Annotated in this window: 12 protein-coding genes and 1 pseudogene; 8 read left to right on the top strand and 5 right to left on the bottom strand. The window is 65.5% G+C overall.

What is annotated here, in order from left to right:
• Positions 1-144: 144 nt before the first annotated feature.
• Entirely contained in the window at positions 145-756 is a 612-nt protein-coding gene (locus AC1DE3_RS22010; protein WP_441510896.1) for a YqgE/AlgH family protein, read from the bottom strand.
• Between the two features lie 239 nt (positions 757-995).
• Between AC1DE3_RS22010 and AC1DE3_RS22015 the strand changes: the two genes are divergently transcribed.
• From AC1DE3_RS22015 to AC1DE3_RS22025, 3 genes and pseudogenes are all read left to right on the top strand, one after another.
• Positions 996-1859, top strand: coding sequence for a protein-disulfide reductase DsbD domain-containing protein (locus AC1DE3_RS22015; protein ID WP_441510895.1), 864 nt, complete (start codon positions 996-998; stop codon positions 1857-1859).
• Positions 1860-1910: 51 nt separating this feature from the next.
• The gene (locus tag AC1DE3_RS22020; protein WP_441510894.1) at positions 1911-2396 is read left to right on the top strand and encodes a peroxiredoxin; all 486 of its coding nucleotides are present in this window, start codon (positions 1911-1913) and stop codon (positions 2394-2396) included.
• 309 nt (positions 2397-2705) lie between these two features.
• Positions 2706-4332, top strand: a pseudogene (locus AC1DE3_RS22025) (arylsulfatase).
• A 65-nt stretch (positions 4333-4397) separates the two neighbouring features.
• On the opposite strand, the gene AC1DE3_RS22030 reads toward AC1DE3_RS22025, so the two are convergent.
• Positions 4398-5912 carry an EF-hand domain-containing protein gene (locus AC1DE3_RS22030; RefSeq protein WP_441510893.1) on the bottom strand — a complete coding sequence of 505 codons (1515 nt, stop codon included), beginning with the start codon at positions 5910-5912 and terminating at the stop codon, positions 4398-4400.
• 433 nt (positions 5913-6345) lie between these two features.
• Here AC1DE3_RS22030 and AC1DE3_RS22035 point away from each other — a divergent pair, with 433 nt between their 5' ends.
• Complete coding sequence (locus AC1DE3_RS22035) at positions 6346-6795, top strand: GNAT family N-acetyltransferase (RefSeq protein WP_441510892.1); 450 nt, start codon at positions 6346-6348, stop codon at positions 6793-6795.
• 197 nt (positions 6796-6992) lie between these two features.
• Complete coding sequence (locus AC1DE3_RS22040) at positions 6993-8015, top strand: LLM class flavin-dependent oxidoreductase (protein WP_441510891.1); 1023 nt, start codon at positions 6993-6995, stop codon at positions 8013-8015.
• A gap of 66 nt (positions 8016-8081) precedes the next feature.
• Here the strand turns inward: AC1DE3_RS22040 and rnhA are convergent, their stop codons facing one another.
• The 3 genes from rnhA to ispH all read right to left on the bottom strand — a co-directional run bounded on the left by rnhA (position 8082) and on the right by ispH (position 10636).
• Entirely contained in the window at positions 8082-8528 is a 447-nt protein-coding gene (gene rnhA / locus AC1DE3_RS22045; protein ID WP_441510890.1) for a ribonuclease HI, read from the bottom strand.
• The gene (locus AC1DE3_RS22050; protein ID WP_441510889.1) at positions 8525-9490 is read right to left on the bottom strand and encodes a homoserine kinase; all 966 of its coding nucleotides are present in this window, start codon (positions 9488-9490) and stop codon (positions 8525-8527) included. The genes rnhA and AC1DE3_RS22050 overlap by 4 nt, the downstream gene beginning before the upstream one ends.
• An 84-nt stretch (positions 9491-9574) precedes the next feature.
• Complete coding sequence (gene ispH / locus AC1DE3_RS22055; protein ID WP_441510888.1) at positions 9575-10636, bottom strand: 4-hydroxy-3-methylbut-2-enyl diphosphate reductase; 1062 nt, start codon at positions 10634-10636, stop codon at positions 9575-9577.
• A 111-nt stretch (positions 10637-10747) separates the two neighbouring features.
• On the opposite strand from ispH, the gene AC1DE3_RS22060 reads away from it, so the two are divergent.
• The 3 genes from AC1DE3_RS22060 to AC1DE3_RS22070 are packed head-to-tail and all read left to right on the top strand — an operon-like array spanning position 10748 to position 14947.
• Positions 10748-12613 (top strand): monovalent cation:proton antiporter-2 (CPA2) family protein, encoded by a 1866-nt coding sequence (locus AC1DE3_RS22060; RefSeq protein WP_441510887.1) that lies wholly within the window; start codon positions 10748-10750, stop codon positions 12611-12613.
• The gene (locus AC1DE3_RS22065; RefSeq protein WP_441510886.1) at positions 12610-14028 is read left to right on the top strand and encodes an MATE family efflux transporter; all 1419 of its coding nucleotides are present in this window, start codon (positions 12610-12612) and stop codon (positions 14026-14028) included. Before AC1DE3_RS22060 ends, AC1DE3_RS22065 begins: the two co-directional genes overlap by 4 nt.
• Before the next feature lie 22 nt (positions 14029-14050).
• Complete coding sequence (locus AC1DE3_RS22070) at positions 14051-14947, top strand: DUF937 domain-containing protein (RefSeq protein WP_441510885.1); 897 nt, start codon at positions 14051-14053, stop codon at positions 14945-14947.
• Positions 14948-14967: the final 20 nt, after the last annotated feature.

The raw sequence follows: 14967 nt of genomic DNA on the forward strand, positions 1-14967 counted from the left end.
TCAAAACGCGGATGCTCGCCACAAGGGCGAGCATAACGGAAACGGAATCAGCGCCGTGTCCTTGGGTTGCGGGGCCTTGGCCCATGTCCTTGGGTTGCGGGTCCCTGGCTGGCGCGAGGCCCCGGAATGACCGGAGCTGGCAGCTCAGGCGTGGCCGGCGTCCCGGGAGAGGAATGCAGGTTCGATCCCAAGCTTGTTGAGCGCCCGCTGATACTTCGTCTCGATGCTCTCGTCGAACAGCAAGCCGGGATCGGCCGGGCAGTGCAGCCAGCCATTCGACTGGATCTCCGCCTCGAGCTGTCCAGCGGCCCAGCCGGCATAGCCGAGAGCGAGGACGGCATTTTCCGGTCCGCTACCGATGGCGATAGCTCTGAGGATATCGAGCGTCGCCGTCAGGCAGATGCCGTCGTCGATCGGCAGCGTTGCCGATTCGAGGAAGAAATCCGCCGTATGCAGCACGAAGCCGCGCTTGGTCTCGACCGGGCCGCCGCGCAGGACCTGCATGCGCTCGGCGCTGCTCGGCAGCCGGATGATCTCCTCGGACGGAATGACATCGAGCTGAACGAGCAGATCCGGAAACTTGGTGTCGCCGGCCGGCTTGTTCACGATGATGCCCATGGCGCCATCCTCGGAGTGGGCGCAGACATAGACGACGCTGCGGCTGAAGCGCGTGTCGGCCATCCCGGGCATCGCGATGAGGCACTGCCCGTCCAGATAGCTGCGGCCGCCGAGGCGGGGTTGTGAGCCGATCTTCATCCCCCGTATGCTAGGCGCTGTCGGGGAGGCTCGGCAAGGCTCGATGTGAGCGGGCGCCTCCGGCTTCGCGCAAACCCGACATCCGCGCCGCGTCCAAGCGATGCGCGGGGGCGGTCCTTCGTTGCGGCATCGCGATTGCGCCCCATTTGCGCGCAAGAATGAAGGTTGCGGGAGCCAATTCAGGACGTGAGACGCAGGTTTTGTTCGCTTTTCGGTTTCGCAATGGATAATGCAGGGTCGTGAACCGCATTTTTTCCCTGCTGGCCATGATGCCTCTCGCGCTCGGCGCCGCCGCGCACGCGCAGGAGGCGCCGACCGAGGCCGCGATGTCGCCATGGTCGGCGAGCGAGCATGCGAAGCTGCGCCTGATCGCCGGCCCGACCACTGCGACGGGCAAGCAGCGCGTCGGCGTCGAGATCGTCATGTCTCCGGGTTTCAAGACCTATTGGCGCAGCCCCGGCGAGTTCGGCGTGCCGCCGAACTTCGACTGGTCGGGCTCGACCAATATCGGCGGGCTCGATGTGCGCTGGCCCGTTCCGGAGCGATTTCAGGATTCGGCCGGCTACTCGATCGGTTATGTCGGGGAAGTCGTGATTCCGATCTCTGTCCAGCCGGTCGATCCGTCCCGGCCCGTCCTGGTCGTCCTCAAGCTCGAATATGCCGTCTGCGAGAAGATCTGCATCCCGGCCAAAGGCGAGGCCAGCCTGTGGCTCGAGCCGGGCGTCACGACCGTGACATCGCCGCGGCTGGAGAGTTTCGAGGCGCGCGTGCCGGTATCGGCGAAGCCCGGCCCGCACAAGGAGAAGACCTCGATCCTCGAGGCCAAGCTTGACGACACCGTCGTCGATCCCGGTCTCAGGCTCGTCCTGCAGCCGCCCCCGGAGGGCAAGATCGAGGACATCTTCGTCGAGGGGCCCGGCCAATGGTCCTTCGGTAAATCCCGGCTGACGCCGCAGGGCGACGGCACGGTTGCCGCTCAGATCCGCATCAACGAGCGGCCGAAGAGCGCTGCCGGTCCCGTCCCCCTGATCTTCACCGTTCGCGGGACGCCCAAGCCCGTCGAGATACGGCTCGAACTCGACATCCCCGCCGGCAAGCCCTAATCCCTGAGGCGAAGCGGCCTTCCCGCCGCGGGCTTCACGGAGAAAGACGCAATGACGATCCAGGTGGGTGACAAGCTTCCGCAGGCGACGTTCCGCATCATGACCGTCGATGGCCCGGCTGCCAAGACGACCGAGGACCTGTTCAAGGGCCGCAAGGTCGTGCTCTTCGCCGTGCCCGGCGCGTTCACGCCGACCTGCCACAAGAACCATCTGCCCGGCTATCTGGCCAAGGCCGATGAGATCAAGGCCAAGGGCGTCGACGCCATTCTGGTGACCTCGACCAACGACGTCTTCGTGCTCGACGCCTGGTCGAAGGCGACCGGCGGCGCCGGCGTCATCGAGTTCCTTTCCGACGGTAACGCCGATTTTGCCACGGAAATCGGCCTGTCGATGGACGGCTCGGGCTTCGGCATGGGCACGCGCTCGCGGCGCTATTCGATGCTGGTCGAAGACGGCGTCGTGAAATCCCTCAACGTCGAGGAAGCCGCCGGCAAGGCCGACGCCTCCGGCGCCGAGACGATGCTCGGCCAGCTCTAAGGCTTGCCGGCCGCCAATTGCAGAGCCCGCGCGAGGTCATCGCGCGGGCTTTTCTGTTGGGCTGTGTGTGCCGAGGCGGCCAACGCGGCGAATGCCCGACATGGGCGGGACGCCGCCTTATGGGCACGCGTATTGTTACTGTTACGGACTTCCTCGCGATGCCGCCTGGCGGCAGGATGGCGCGCGGTGCCTAAACCGCGGCAGACGCCGAGGCAACCTAAGATCCAGAATCCGAGAATAGCATTGTTCAAGCCTCTGATGGCCATCTGCTTGACTTTTTAAGTTCAAGATTATGGAGGAGAAGGCAATATGACTGTTAAATCGGTCGAACAATTTGCGACCCCTAAAGAAGGCCCCGATATCAACCGGCGGAACATCTTGCTCTCGGGCTCGGCTCTTGTTGCCGCGGCGACCGGCCTTGGCGCCAGCGCTCAGGCGCAGCAGCCCGCTCCGGCGCCTCAAGCCGCCGCACCGTCCGGGCGCCGCCCCAACATCCTGGTGATCTGGGGCGATGACATCGGAACATGGAACAAACAGCCGCGGCATGATGGGCTACATGACCCCCAACATCGACCGGATCGCGCGTGAAGGCGTGTCGTTCACGGATTATTACGGGCAGCAAAGTTGCACCGCGGGCCGCGCGGCCTTCATCGGCGGAAACGTGCCGGTCCGTACCGGCATGACCAAGGTCGGCCTGCCCGGCGCCGCCGAGGGCTGGCAGAAGACCGATGTCACCATGGCGACGGTGCTGAAATCGCAGGGCTATGCGACCGGTCAGTTCGGCAAGAACCATCAGGGTGACCGCGACGAGCATCTGCCGACCCAGCACGGCTTCGACGAATTCCTCGGCAATCTCTACCACCTCAATGCCGAGGAGGAACCGGAGAACCCCGACTACCCGAAAGACCCCGAGTTCCGGAAGAAGTTCGGGCCGCGCGGCGTGATCAAGGCCTCCGCCGACGGCAAGATCGAGGACACCGGGCCGCTCACGAAGAAGCGGATGGAGACGATCGACGAGGAGACGCTGGCGGCAGCGAAGGACTTCATCCAGCGCCAGGTCCGTGCCAACAAGCCGTTCTTCACCTGGTGGAATGCGACGCGGATGCATTTCCGCACGCATATCAAGCCGGCGAGCCGCGGCAAATCCGGGCAGGACGACTATTCCGACGGCATGGTCGAGCACGACGGAATGGTCGGCGAACTGCTGAAGCTCGTCGACGATCTCGGCATCGCCAACGATACCATCGTCTTTTACTCCACCGATAACGGCCCGCACTACAACACCTGGCCCGATGCCGCCACGACACCATTCCGTAGCGAGAAGAACTCTAACTGGGAGGGTGCTTACCGCGTTCCTGCCTTCGTTCGCTGGCCGGGCAGGTTCCCTGCGGGCACGACGCTGAACGGCATCTTCGCGCATGAAGACTGGTTGCCGACCTTCGCGGCAATCGCCGGGGAGCCCGAGATCAAGGACAAACTCCTGAAAGGCGTGCAGCTCAACGGGCGCAACTACAAGAATTACATCGATGGCTATAACCAGTTCGACTACTTGTCGGGCAAGGTGAAGGAGTCGCCGCGCAATGAATTCTGGTACGTCAATGATGACGGACAGGTCGTTGCGGCCCGCTATCAGGACTGGAAGGTCGTGTTCCTCGAGAACCGAGGCGAGGCGTTCGGCGTCTGGCGCGAGCCCTTCACTGAGCTGCGCGTCCCCCTGCTCTTCCACCTGCGCCGCGACCCGTTCGAGAAGGCGCAACACAATGCCAACGTCTACAATGACTGGTTCCTGGAGCGCGTCTTCGTCATCGTTCCGATTCAGGGTCTCGCGGCCAAGTTCCTGCAAACCATGAAGGATTACCCGCCGAGCCAGACGCCGGGTTCGTTCAATCTGACGAAGATCGAGTCCCAGCTCCGAAGCGCGGCGGGCGGCGGCTGACCGCGCATACGTTCTCCCGAAGCGGCGTGGCTAGCGTCCGCTTCGGGTCGGTCGGGAGCGGACGCTCAGCATTTTGGTCTCTGGATTTCAACTGGGGTGTCAGTCGCCTGTTGAGCGAGGCACGAATGCCCCTGAGTGCCCTCGGGGGCTGGAACTCCATCGAGGAGCACAAAGCGAGCCGAATGGGCACCATAGAGTCCGGCGGGAAATCGCATTTTGCTATGGATGAGGAAGGCGCCGCTCCGGTTGCGGGTCAGCACTCCCTTTTGCACGAGCTGGATCAAACCGAGCTGGCTGGGCAGCACCTCGTAGGCTGTGACGGGCTGCACGGCCACGACGGTTGAAGGATCAATCGCGACAACACCGCCTGGGAAGAAGGAAAAGGCGCCATCGAGGAGCGAAGGCTCAACCTTGCTGAAGTCAATCCCCGCGACTGGGCTGCCAAGCTTTGCCGCGGCCGCCCGCGACTTTGTAGCCTCCGGCGGCATCTTGACGGCGCCGGATGGGACTGAGAAGCCGGACACTTCGTATTGGGCTGCCACGACAGGTTCCTTGCCCGTCTCTCGGCGCACGATCGCGACTGCTGCCTCGGGGCCTTTGGACTGACTGAAAGCCGTCTTGGAGCCGTTCGGCATAGTCTGACTGAAATACGGCAGGCATCCCGTATGAGGCATGAAAACCATCTTATCGGCTCCTACCCCTTTTGCCCCGACCAGAGGGTTTTTCCCGGATGCGGAACCGGGCCCGGCTGAGCTGGAGCTGAGAACGACGCGTTCGAGGCGCTGGGTCGCTCCGGTGAAATCCCAGATGACGCCGCCGTAAGTGCTTATGACGACATAGAGAGGCTGCTCGCCCGGCTCGACCTGAATGGAGCCCGCACCGATCGTCACATCCTGCGAGCCGATGGTCGCTGTCGACACCGAATCCGTTTCGTATGCCGACAGGAGCACAACCTTTGCCCGTTCGGACGCCTTGGGCATCAGGCAAGCTCCACGCGTGGCGATCGCCTGGCGGTCCTCTGCAGCTTTGCGCTCAGCTTGGAGGCCGGCCACGACAACACCGTATTCCTCCGGCGAAACCGTACCGTTCCCGTCGACGTCGAGCGATTTGATCAGCTCCGTGGCTTTCTCGGTGAAGCGCTGCAGATCGACACTACGGGCGTCGCCTCCAAATGCTGCAATGGCATCGCGGGTCAGCACGGGAAGGCCATACAGGTCGGCCGGCTTAGTTCCCGTTGGAGCGGCACCCGCCTCCACCCATGAGACCTTGCCATCACGATCCGTATCGGCATCTTGGAAAGACTTAAGATCGCGCTCCAGTCGCTCTCGACGGCTGGCGAGGAGGTGCCCCGCGTCGAAACGCGTATCGTACTTGTACCTCGCCTGGAACTCCTCCCGCGTGACGAAGCCATCGCCGTCAGCATCCGCATTCATATACCGTCCGGCGGCGGCAAATTTGGCGTTGGCGCCAAGAAAGGCTTCGTGCAACCCGGCATCGGCCTCATCGATCAGGCCATCGCCGTTGGCATCGAGCGTCATGAACGCTTTCTGTATTTGGGCAGCAGACTTCTCGATCGTCATTCCTGGCAGCACGAGCAAGCTCGCCAATCGTGGCGACAGGTCAGCGCGGGCAGGTTGCGAGAGTGCCGAAGCCGAACCCAGTACCAGGAAGCCTGACAGCAACACGACCAGGGATGAAGCACGAGCTCTATTCAATATTGCCTCCTGAATAGCCTGTTCCTCCGCTTAACAGGCCAAGCTTGAGGCGGGCTTAAAGGGATAGTGGGAGACCTTCGAGGTTTCGGGCATGCTCCGTTTACCGAATACAGGAGAAGCGGCCGTGCTAGCGCGCAGGGTGGACAACTAACTTCCGCTTGGGGTCGAGCGCTGACGGCCCCGCCAACTCGCCGTCCTCCTTTCATGGCTTCTTCCGGGTGTTGATCGATCCGATCGCGGCTTGTCATGAGACAAGGCCCGGCCCCCCGGCTAGCGTCTACGCCGGAGGAAAGCCTGCATGTCCGATATCATCATCCGCCCGCTCGCCGCTGCCGACCGCGTCGCCTGGACGCCGCTCTGGCGGGGCTATCTGACCTTCTACAAGGCGACGCTGCCGCCCGAGCTCGACGAGATTACCTTCAACCGGCTGACCGGCGGTCAGGAGCCGATGGGCGGCTTCATCGCGCTGCAGGGCGACAAGGCGCTCGGCATCACCAACTGGGTGATCCACCGCACGACCTGGAGCGAACGGAACATCTGCTATCTGCAGGATCTGTTCACGGTGCCGGAGGCGCGCGGAACCGGCGTCGGCCGCAAGCTGATCGAGGCCGTGAACGCCATGGCGCGGGAGAAGAACTGCTTCCGCGTCTACTGGCAGACGCATGAATCGAACCTGCAGGCGCAGGAGCTCTACGACAAGGTTGCCGACAAGTCGGGCTTCATCGTCTATCGCCAGCCGCTGGCGTGACGAGCAGACAGCCGTCTTCGCATGATCTGACACAAGCCGGGCTGCATAGACGCAGAGGCACGCCTGCGCCTGTGCAATCGCAACGGCCATGCAAGCGCCTATATTGGCAGGAGGCTTGAGCGGACCGCTTTGCAGTGGCCGCCGAGCCGTCCCCTCGCAGGGCGCATCTTGCGCCCGCAGCCAGCGACAGGCGCGTCATGAAGAAGATCGGGTTTCTCTCCTTCGGCCATTGGTCGCCCTCACCGCAATCCGGCACGCGTTCGGCCGGCGATGCGCTACTGCAGTCGATCGATCTCGCCGTCGCGGCGGAGGAATTGGGCGCCGACGGAGCCTATGTGCGCGTCCATCATTTCGCCCGGCAGCTCGCCTCACCCTTCCCGCTGCTGGCCGCGATCGGCGCCCGGACGAAACGCATCGAGATCGGCACCGCCGTGATCGACATGCGCTACGAGAACCCGCTCTACATGGCGGAGGATGCCGGCGCGGCCGACCTCATCGCCGGCGGACGGCTTCAGCTCGGCATCAGCCGCGGCTCGCCGGAACAGGTGATCGATGGCTGGCGCTATTTCGGCCACGAACCGGCCGAGGGCCAAAGCGACGCCGATATGGGCCGCCGCCATGCCGAGGTCTTTCTCGACGTGCTGCGCGGCCAGGGCTTCGCCGAACCGAATCCACGGCCAATGTTTCCGAACCCGCCCGGCCTGCTGAGACTCGAGCCGCATTCCGAAGGCTTGCGCGAGCGCATCTGGTGGGGCGCCGGCTCAAACGCGACCGCCGTGTGGGCGGCGAAGCTCGGCATGAACCTGCAGAGCTCGACCCTGAAGGACGACGAGACGGGCGAGCCCTTCCATATTCAGCAGGCGAAGCAGATCCGCGCCTATCGCGAGGCCTGGAAGGAGGCGGGCCATGCGCGTGAACCGCGCGTCTCGGTCAGCCGCAGCATCTTCGCTTTGGTCGACGATCGCGACCGCGCCTATTTCGGCCGCGGCGACCAGGGTGACGACCAGATCGGCTTCATCGATGAGAACACCCGCGCCATCTTCGGGCGCAGCTATGCAGCCGAGCCGGACAAGCTAGTCAAGGAGCTGGCGAAGGACGAGGCGATCGCCGAAGCCGATACGCTGCTGCTGACCGTGCCGAACCAGCTCGGCGTCGACTACAACGCCCATGTGATCGAGGCGATCCTGAAGCACGTCGCACCGGCGCTCGGCTGGCGCTGAGGGCGATCGTCCGAGCCGAGCCGCGAAGCCGCGTCGGGGCCGCAAGGATCACTTTTCGATGAGCCGCTAGCGCCCCGACTTGAACGGCGCCATGCCGGCGCGCGCCAGCGCGTCGGCGCGCTCGTTCATCTCGTCGCCGGCATGGCCCTTGACCCATTTCCACTCGATCTTGTGGCGGCCGAGCGCCGTCTCGAGCCTCTGCCAGAGCTCGACATTCTTGACCGGCTTCCTGTCGGCGGTCTTCCAGCCGTTCTTCTTCCAGCCGTGGATCCAGCCGGTGATGCCCTGCCGCAGATACTGGCTGTCCGTGTGCAACGCGACGGTGCAGGGCCGCTTCAGGGCCTCGAGCGCGGCGATGGCTGCCATCAGCTCCATACGGTTGTTGGTGGTCTGGGCCTCGCCGCCGGAAAGCTCCTTCTCGACGCCGTTGAAGGTGAGGATCGCCCCCCAGCCGCCGGGGCCGGGATTGCCGGAGCAGGCTCCGTCCGTCCAGACTTCGACAGTATCGCTCACCGCTTCAGCCCGTATTCGCGGGCGTCGACGACGCGCTGGTGGAAGGCGAGCTTGCGGTCGTATTCGAGCGGATCATGCGGCTTGACCAGCGCGCCCGGCGGCACGTTGAGCCAGTCGACGAGGCGCGTGAGCAGGAAGCGCAGAGCCGAGCCGCGGCAGAGCTGCGGCAACGCCTCGATCTCGACCAAGCTCAGCGGGCGGACCGTCTCGTAGCCGGCGAGCAGCGCCTGGCCCTTGGTCAGATTGAACGAGCCGTCTGCCTCGAAGCACCAGGAGTTCAGGCAGATCGCCAGATCATAGGCATAGGCGTCGGTGCAGGCGAAGTAGAAGTCGATCAGGCCCGAAAGCCGGCTTCCGATGAAGAAGACGTTGTTGGGGAAGAGATCGGCATGGATCACGCCGCGCGGTAGGTCCTTGGGCCAGCTCGCCTCATGCACGGCAATCTCCGCCATGACCCGGCGGGCGAGGCCCGGAGAGACCTTGTCGGCATCCGGCCCCGCCTGATGCGCCAGGGGACGCCAGCCGGGCACGGAGAGCGCGTTGACCCGCTCCATGGTGAAATCGGCGCCGGCCTCGTGCATCAAGGCAAGACCGCGGCCGAGTTCCTGGCAATGGGCAGCGGTCGGCCGGCGGACGGAGAGCCCGTCGAGGAAGGTGACGATCGCGGCCGGGCGCCCGGCGAGACGGCCGAGCATCTCGCCGCGGCTATCCTGCACCGGCTGCGGGCAGATCAGGCCGCGGCCTGCGAGATGCTGCATCAGGCCAAGGAAGAACGGCAGATCGTCCGGATTCACCCGCTTCTCATAGAGGGTGAGGATGAAAGTGCCCTGCGTGGTGTGAATCAGGTAGTTCGAGTTCTCAACGCCCTCGGCGATGCCCTTGGCGGAAAGCAGGTCGCCGATGCCATAGCGCGCCACGAAGGCAGCCATCTCGTCATCGGGAACTTCGGTATAGACGGCCAAGATCAGGCTCTCTTGCTCTTCGGTTCATCGCATTTTCTTCACGCGAAGCGGTATCCGCCTCGCTTGAAAATGCTTCTGCTGGCCTTACTCGGCCGCGTTCGGCGCCGCTTCGCCGCGCAATTCGCGCGGCAGCGGGAAGAAGACGTTTTCGTCGGCGGTCGAGACGGTCTCGACGCGGACCTCGTACCGGGCCGCGAAGGCGTCGATAATCTCCTCGACCAGCACCTCGGGCGCGCTGGCGCCGGCGGTGATGCCGAGGCTGCGGATATTGCCGAAGACGGCCCAGTCGATCTCGTCGGTGCGCAGGACGAGCCGGGCAACCGGGCAGCCGGCGCGCTCGGCCACCTCGCGCAGGCGCTGCGAGTTCGAGGAATTGGGCGAGCCGACGACGATCAGCCCGTCGACTTGCGGCGCCACGCGCTTCACCGCTTCCTGGCGGTTCGTCGTCGCATAGCAGATGTCTTCCTTGTGCGGGGCGATCAGCTCCGGGAAGCGCGCTTGCAGCGTCTCGACGATTTCACGGGTGTCGTCGACCGAGAGAGTGGTCTGCGTGACATAGGCCAGCGGCTGGGCGGCTGGCGGGGTCAGCGCGGCGACATCCTCCAGCGTCTCGATCAGCGTGATCGCCCCCTCCGGCAACTGGCCCATCGTGCCGATGACCTCCGGATGGCCGGCATGGCCGACGAGCAGGATGTGGCGGCCGCGCTTGTGATGCACCTCGGCCTCGCGATGCACCTTCGTGACCAGCGGGCAGGTGGCATCGATAGCGAAGAGGTTGCGCGCCTTCGCCGCCGCCGGAACCGCCTTGGCGACACCATGGGCGGAGAAGATCACCGGGCGCGTCTCGTCGGGCACCTCGTCGAGCTCGGCAACGAAGACCGCCCCTTTCCGCTTCAGGGATTCGACGACGTATTTGTTATGGACGATCTCGTGGCGGACATAGACCGGCGCGCCATGCAGAGCGAGTGCCTTCTCGACCGCGTCGATGGCGCGCACGACCCCGGCGCAGAAGCCGCGCGGGGCACAGAGCAGGATGGCGAGCGGCGGCTTGGTCACGCGCGAAATGAACTCCGGATGATGCCGGTCTTCTTTCGGCGGGATGGCGGCGATGTCAAGGAAGCGAAGCGGCGCAGGCCGGACAGCCATGTCGATTGCCTCTCGCAGTCTTGCCGCCGAGCGCCTAGATAGAACCCTGGCCGCCCGCGCAGCAGCTCCGCTTCAGGCCATCGCACGCCCGTTTCCGATCACGAGTTCCGTATGGCCGACGCCACCTCGCATGTCAGCTTCCTGCCGCCGATCCTGACCTTCTGCGCCGCGGCGGTGGTCGCTGTTCCGCTGTTCCGCAAGCTCGGGCAATCGGCGGTTCTGGGCTATCTCGCCGCCGGCATCGTGATCGGCCCCTCGGTCCTGGGCGTGATCAAGGACCCCGACGCCATCCGCAGCACGGCCGAGATCGGCGTGGTGCTGCTGCTCTTTCTGGTCGGCCTCGAATTGCAGCCGGCGCGCCTCTATTCGATGCGCAAGGACATTCTCGGCACCGGCCTGGCGCAAATGGCGCTCAGCGCCGCCGGCATCGGTCTCTTCGGCTGGTATTTCGGCCTGTCCGCCGCAGGCGCGGTCGCGGTCGGCGTGGCGCTGGCGCTTTCCGCCACCTCGATCGCACTGCAGCAGCTCGCGGAACGAGGCGACGCCAGCGAAGCCTATGGCCGGCGTACTTTCTCGATCCTCCTGTTCCAGGACATGGCAATCGCACCCGTCCTGGCGCTCCTGCCCTTGCTCGCCACCACCGGCGGCGCGCAGGCCGGCAGCCCGATGCGCGCGCTCGTCAGCCTCGGCATCGCACTCGGTGCGCTGGTCGCGATCATCCTGGCCGGGCGCTACGTGCTGAACCCGTTCTTCCGCATCCTCGCCAATACCGGCGCGAAGGACGTGATGACGGCTGCCGCGCTGTTGATCGTGCTCGGCGCGGCCCTGCTGATGGAGCATGTCGGCCTGTCGATGGCGATGGGCGCCTTTCTCGCCGGCGTGATGCTGGCCGATTCCCATTTCCGGCACGAGCTCGAAGCCGATATCGAGCCTTTCCGTGGCGTGCTGCTCGGCCTGTTCTTCATGGCAGTCGGCATGTCGCTGGACCTCGAGCTGGTTGCCTCCAATTGGATGTTGCTGGCGGTGGCTGCGCCGCTGCTGGTGCTGTTCAAGATCGCCGTGGTCACCTCGATCCTGCGAATCTCCTGCTCCTCCTGGCTGGAGGCGATCCGGGCCGGTGCCCTGCTCTCGCCGGCCGGCGAGTTCGCCTTCGTGCTGCTGCCGCTCGGCCTTGCGCAGGGGCTGTTGACCCCGTCACAGTCGGCGATGGCGACGGCGCTCGCGGCGATCAGCATGCTGCTCGGCCCGATCGTCGCCAAGCTGATCGATGCGGTGCTGCTTTCGCGCGTCACGCCGGAGACGATGGAGGAGGATTTCGACGGGATCAGCGACAGCCAGGTGATGGTGGTCGGCTTCGGCCGTTTCGGACAGGTAGTGACGCAGGCGCTGCTGCTCCAGCACATCAACATCACCGTGATCGATTCCGACGTCGAGCAGATCCGCGCCGCCGCCCGCTTCGGCTTCAAGGTCTATTACGGCGATGGGACGCGCCTGGACGTGCTGCGTGCCGCGGGCGCCGGCCGGGTCAAGGTGATCTGCGTCTGCATCGACAACAAGGACGCGGCGCTGCGCATCGTCGAGATGGTCAAGGCCGAGTTTCCGCAGGTGCGCGTGCATGTGCGCTCGTTCGACCGCATCCACGCGATCGAACTGATGAAGGCCAATGTCGACTACCAGATGCGCGAAACCTTCGAATCGGCGCTCGGTTTCGGCCGTGTCACGCTCGAGGCCCTCGGCCTGAGCCATGACGAGGCCGATTTCGTGATCGACCACGTCCGCGACCGCGATGCCCAGCGCATGGAGATCCAGTTCAGCGAGGGGATCGCCGCCGCGCTGAACCGTGTGCCGCGCGTGACGCCGGAGCCGATCGTCAAGCCGAAGGGCAAGCCCAAGGCCCTCAATGCCGAGACGGAGCAGGTCATTGCCGATGGCGGGGCCGAGGTCTCTGTCGGCGGCGTCGGAGAGCCCGAGCGGTGAGCAGCTCTTCCACCCGGCCGGCGCAGGCCGCCTTTGTTGAAGGCCCGCTGATGCGCCACGTTGCCGTGATGACGGCGACGGGCTCGATCGGACTGATGGCCGTCTTCGTCGTCGACCTCCTGTCGCTGCTCTATGTCTCCTGGCTCGGGCGCCCCGAGGCCACCGCCGGCGTCGGCTTCGCCACCATCGTGCTCTATCTGATGATCTCGGTGAATGTCGGCCTGATGATCGCGGTCGCCGCCCTGACCTCGCGCAGCATCGGCGCCGGTGACCGCGAGGGCGCGCGGCGCATTGCCGCCTCGACCATGGTCCTGATGGCGCTGGTTGCGCTGGTGCTGTCGTTCGCCGCCCTGCCGCTGCTGCCCTGGCTGCTGCGCACCATCGGCGCGCATGACCAGTCCTATGCGGTCGCCCTCTCCTTCCTGCACATCACCCTGCCCTCAAACGTGCTGATGGCGATCGGCATGGGCTTCTCCGGCGTGCTGCGCGCCGTCGGCGATGCGCGCCGAGCAATGTTCGTGACCCTCGGCGGCGGCATCGCCACCGCCGGTCTCGATCCGCTGCTGATCTTCGGCTTCGGGCTGGGGCCGGACGGCGCGGCGATCGCGATCGTGCTGGCGCGTGTCATCATCGTGGCCATCGGCTTCCACGCGACCGTGGTCGTCCACGGCATGATGGCACGGCCGCGCTTGAGCTGGATTCGCCAGGACAGCGCCCGGACCTTCGCCATTGCCGGGCCGGCCATTCTGACCAACCTCTCCAACCCGATCGCCAACGCCGTCTTCGCAGGCGTCGTCGCCCGCTTCGGCGATGGGGCGGTGGCGGCGCTCGCGATCATGGACCGGCTCGTGCCAGTGGCTTTCGGTGCCGTGTTCGCCCTGTCGGGCGCGGTCGGCCCGATCCTCGGCCAGAACTGGGGCGCGGGGCGCTTCGACCGGATGCGGCGCGGCCTGACAGATTCGGCGATCTTCGCTGGCGGGTGCGTGCTGGTTTCCTGGCTGCTGCTGCTTTCGCTGCGCGGCGTCATCGTCTCCGCCTTCCACGCCGTGGGGCTTACGGCAGAGCTGGTCGAGTTCTTCTGCCTGATCGCCGGACCGATGTGGCTCTTCGTCGGCATGCTCTTCGTCGCCAATGCCGCCTTTAACAATCTCGGCATGCCGTTCCTGTCGACGCTGTTCAGCTGGGGCCGCGCGACGCTCGGCACCATGCCCTTCGCATTCCTCGGCGCGCAGATGGCCGGGCCCAAGGGCGCGCTTGCCGGCTCGGCGCTGGGTGCGGTCGCCTTCGGCGTGCTGGCACTGGTCTTCGCCTATCGCGGCATCGCCCGGCTGGAGCGCGAAGCGCTGCAGCGCCGGGCCACCCTCGATTTGCCAGACAAGGACACCCTGCTATCGTCCGCTCAGGCACGGAACTGAACGCCGGCCTGGGGAGGCATCCATGATGAATCTGTTCGATATCATGCAATCGGCACAGAATGGTCGAGCGGTGCCGAATCTCGCCCAGCAATATGGACTGAGCCTGCAGCAGACCCAGGCCGCGCTTGATGCGCTGCTGCCGGCCTTCTCGATGGGGCTGCAACGGCAGACGCAGGACCCATTCGCCTTCGGCGCGCTGGCCCAGATGATGACGGCCTCGCCCTATGCCCGCTTCTTCGAGGCAGCCGGCAGCGGCATCCCCACCGGTGCGCAATCGGCAGGAAACGACGTGCTGAGCCAGATCTTCGGCTCGCGCGAGGTCAGCCAGGCCATCGCAGCGCAGGCGGCGGCGACCAGCGGCGTCAGCCAAGCGATCCTGAAGCAGATGCTCCCGGTCATTGCAGCGATGCTGATGGGCGGCCTGTCCAAATCGAGCAGCAATGAAGGGCTCGGCGGCATTCTCGGCCAGTTCGCCGAAATGATGCGCGGCCAGATGCCGGGCATGCAGCCCGCGCCGCAGCAACAGCCGCAGATGCCGGCCAATCCGTTCGACGCGATCCTGAAGGGAATGTTCGGGCAGGCGGGAGCCCAGCCGCAGACCAGTCCTCAAGCCAACCCGACGGACCCGTTCGGCGGCGCGCTCGGCCAGATTCTCGGCGGCATGTTCGGTGGCGCGGCCGTTCCGCAAACCGAGCCCACCCCCGCATCGCGCAGCGCGCCGCCGCCGCGCCGCGCGCCCGAGCCGGAGCCCGAACCTGAAGAGGCGCCCTCGTCCTCGCAGGCTCCCGGCCCCGGCTCTATCGGCCTCGACGCGCTCAACCAGATGTTCGAGCACGGCCGCCAGATCCAGGACGATCATCAGAACGCCCTGAAGTCGATCCTCGACGCCATGCTCGGCGGCAGCCAGGGACGCCGCTGAAGCCGGACGGCCGCCGAAAG

This window comes from Allobosea sp. 10L417 (assembly GCF_056395485.1).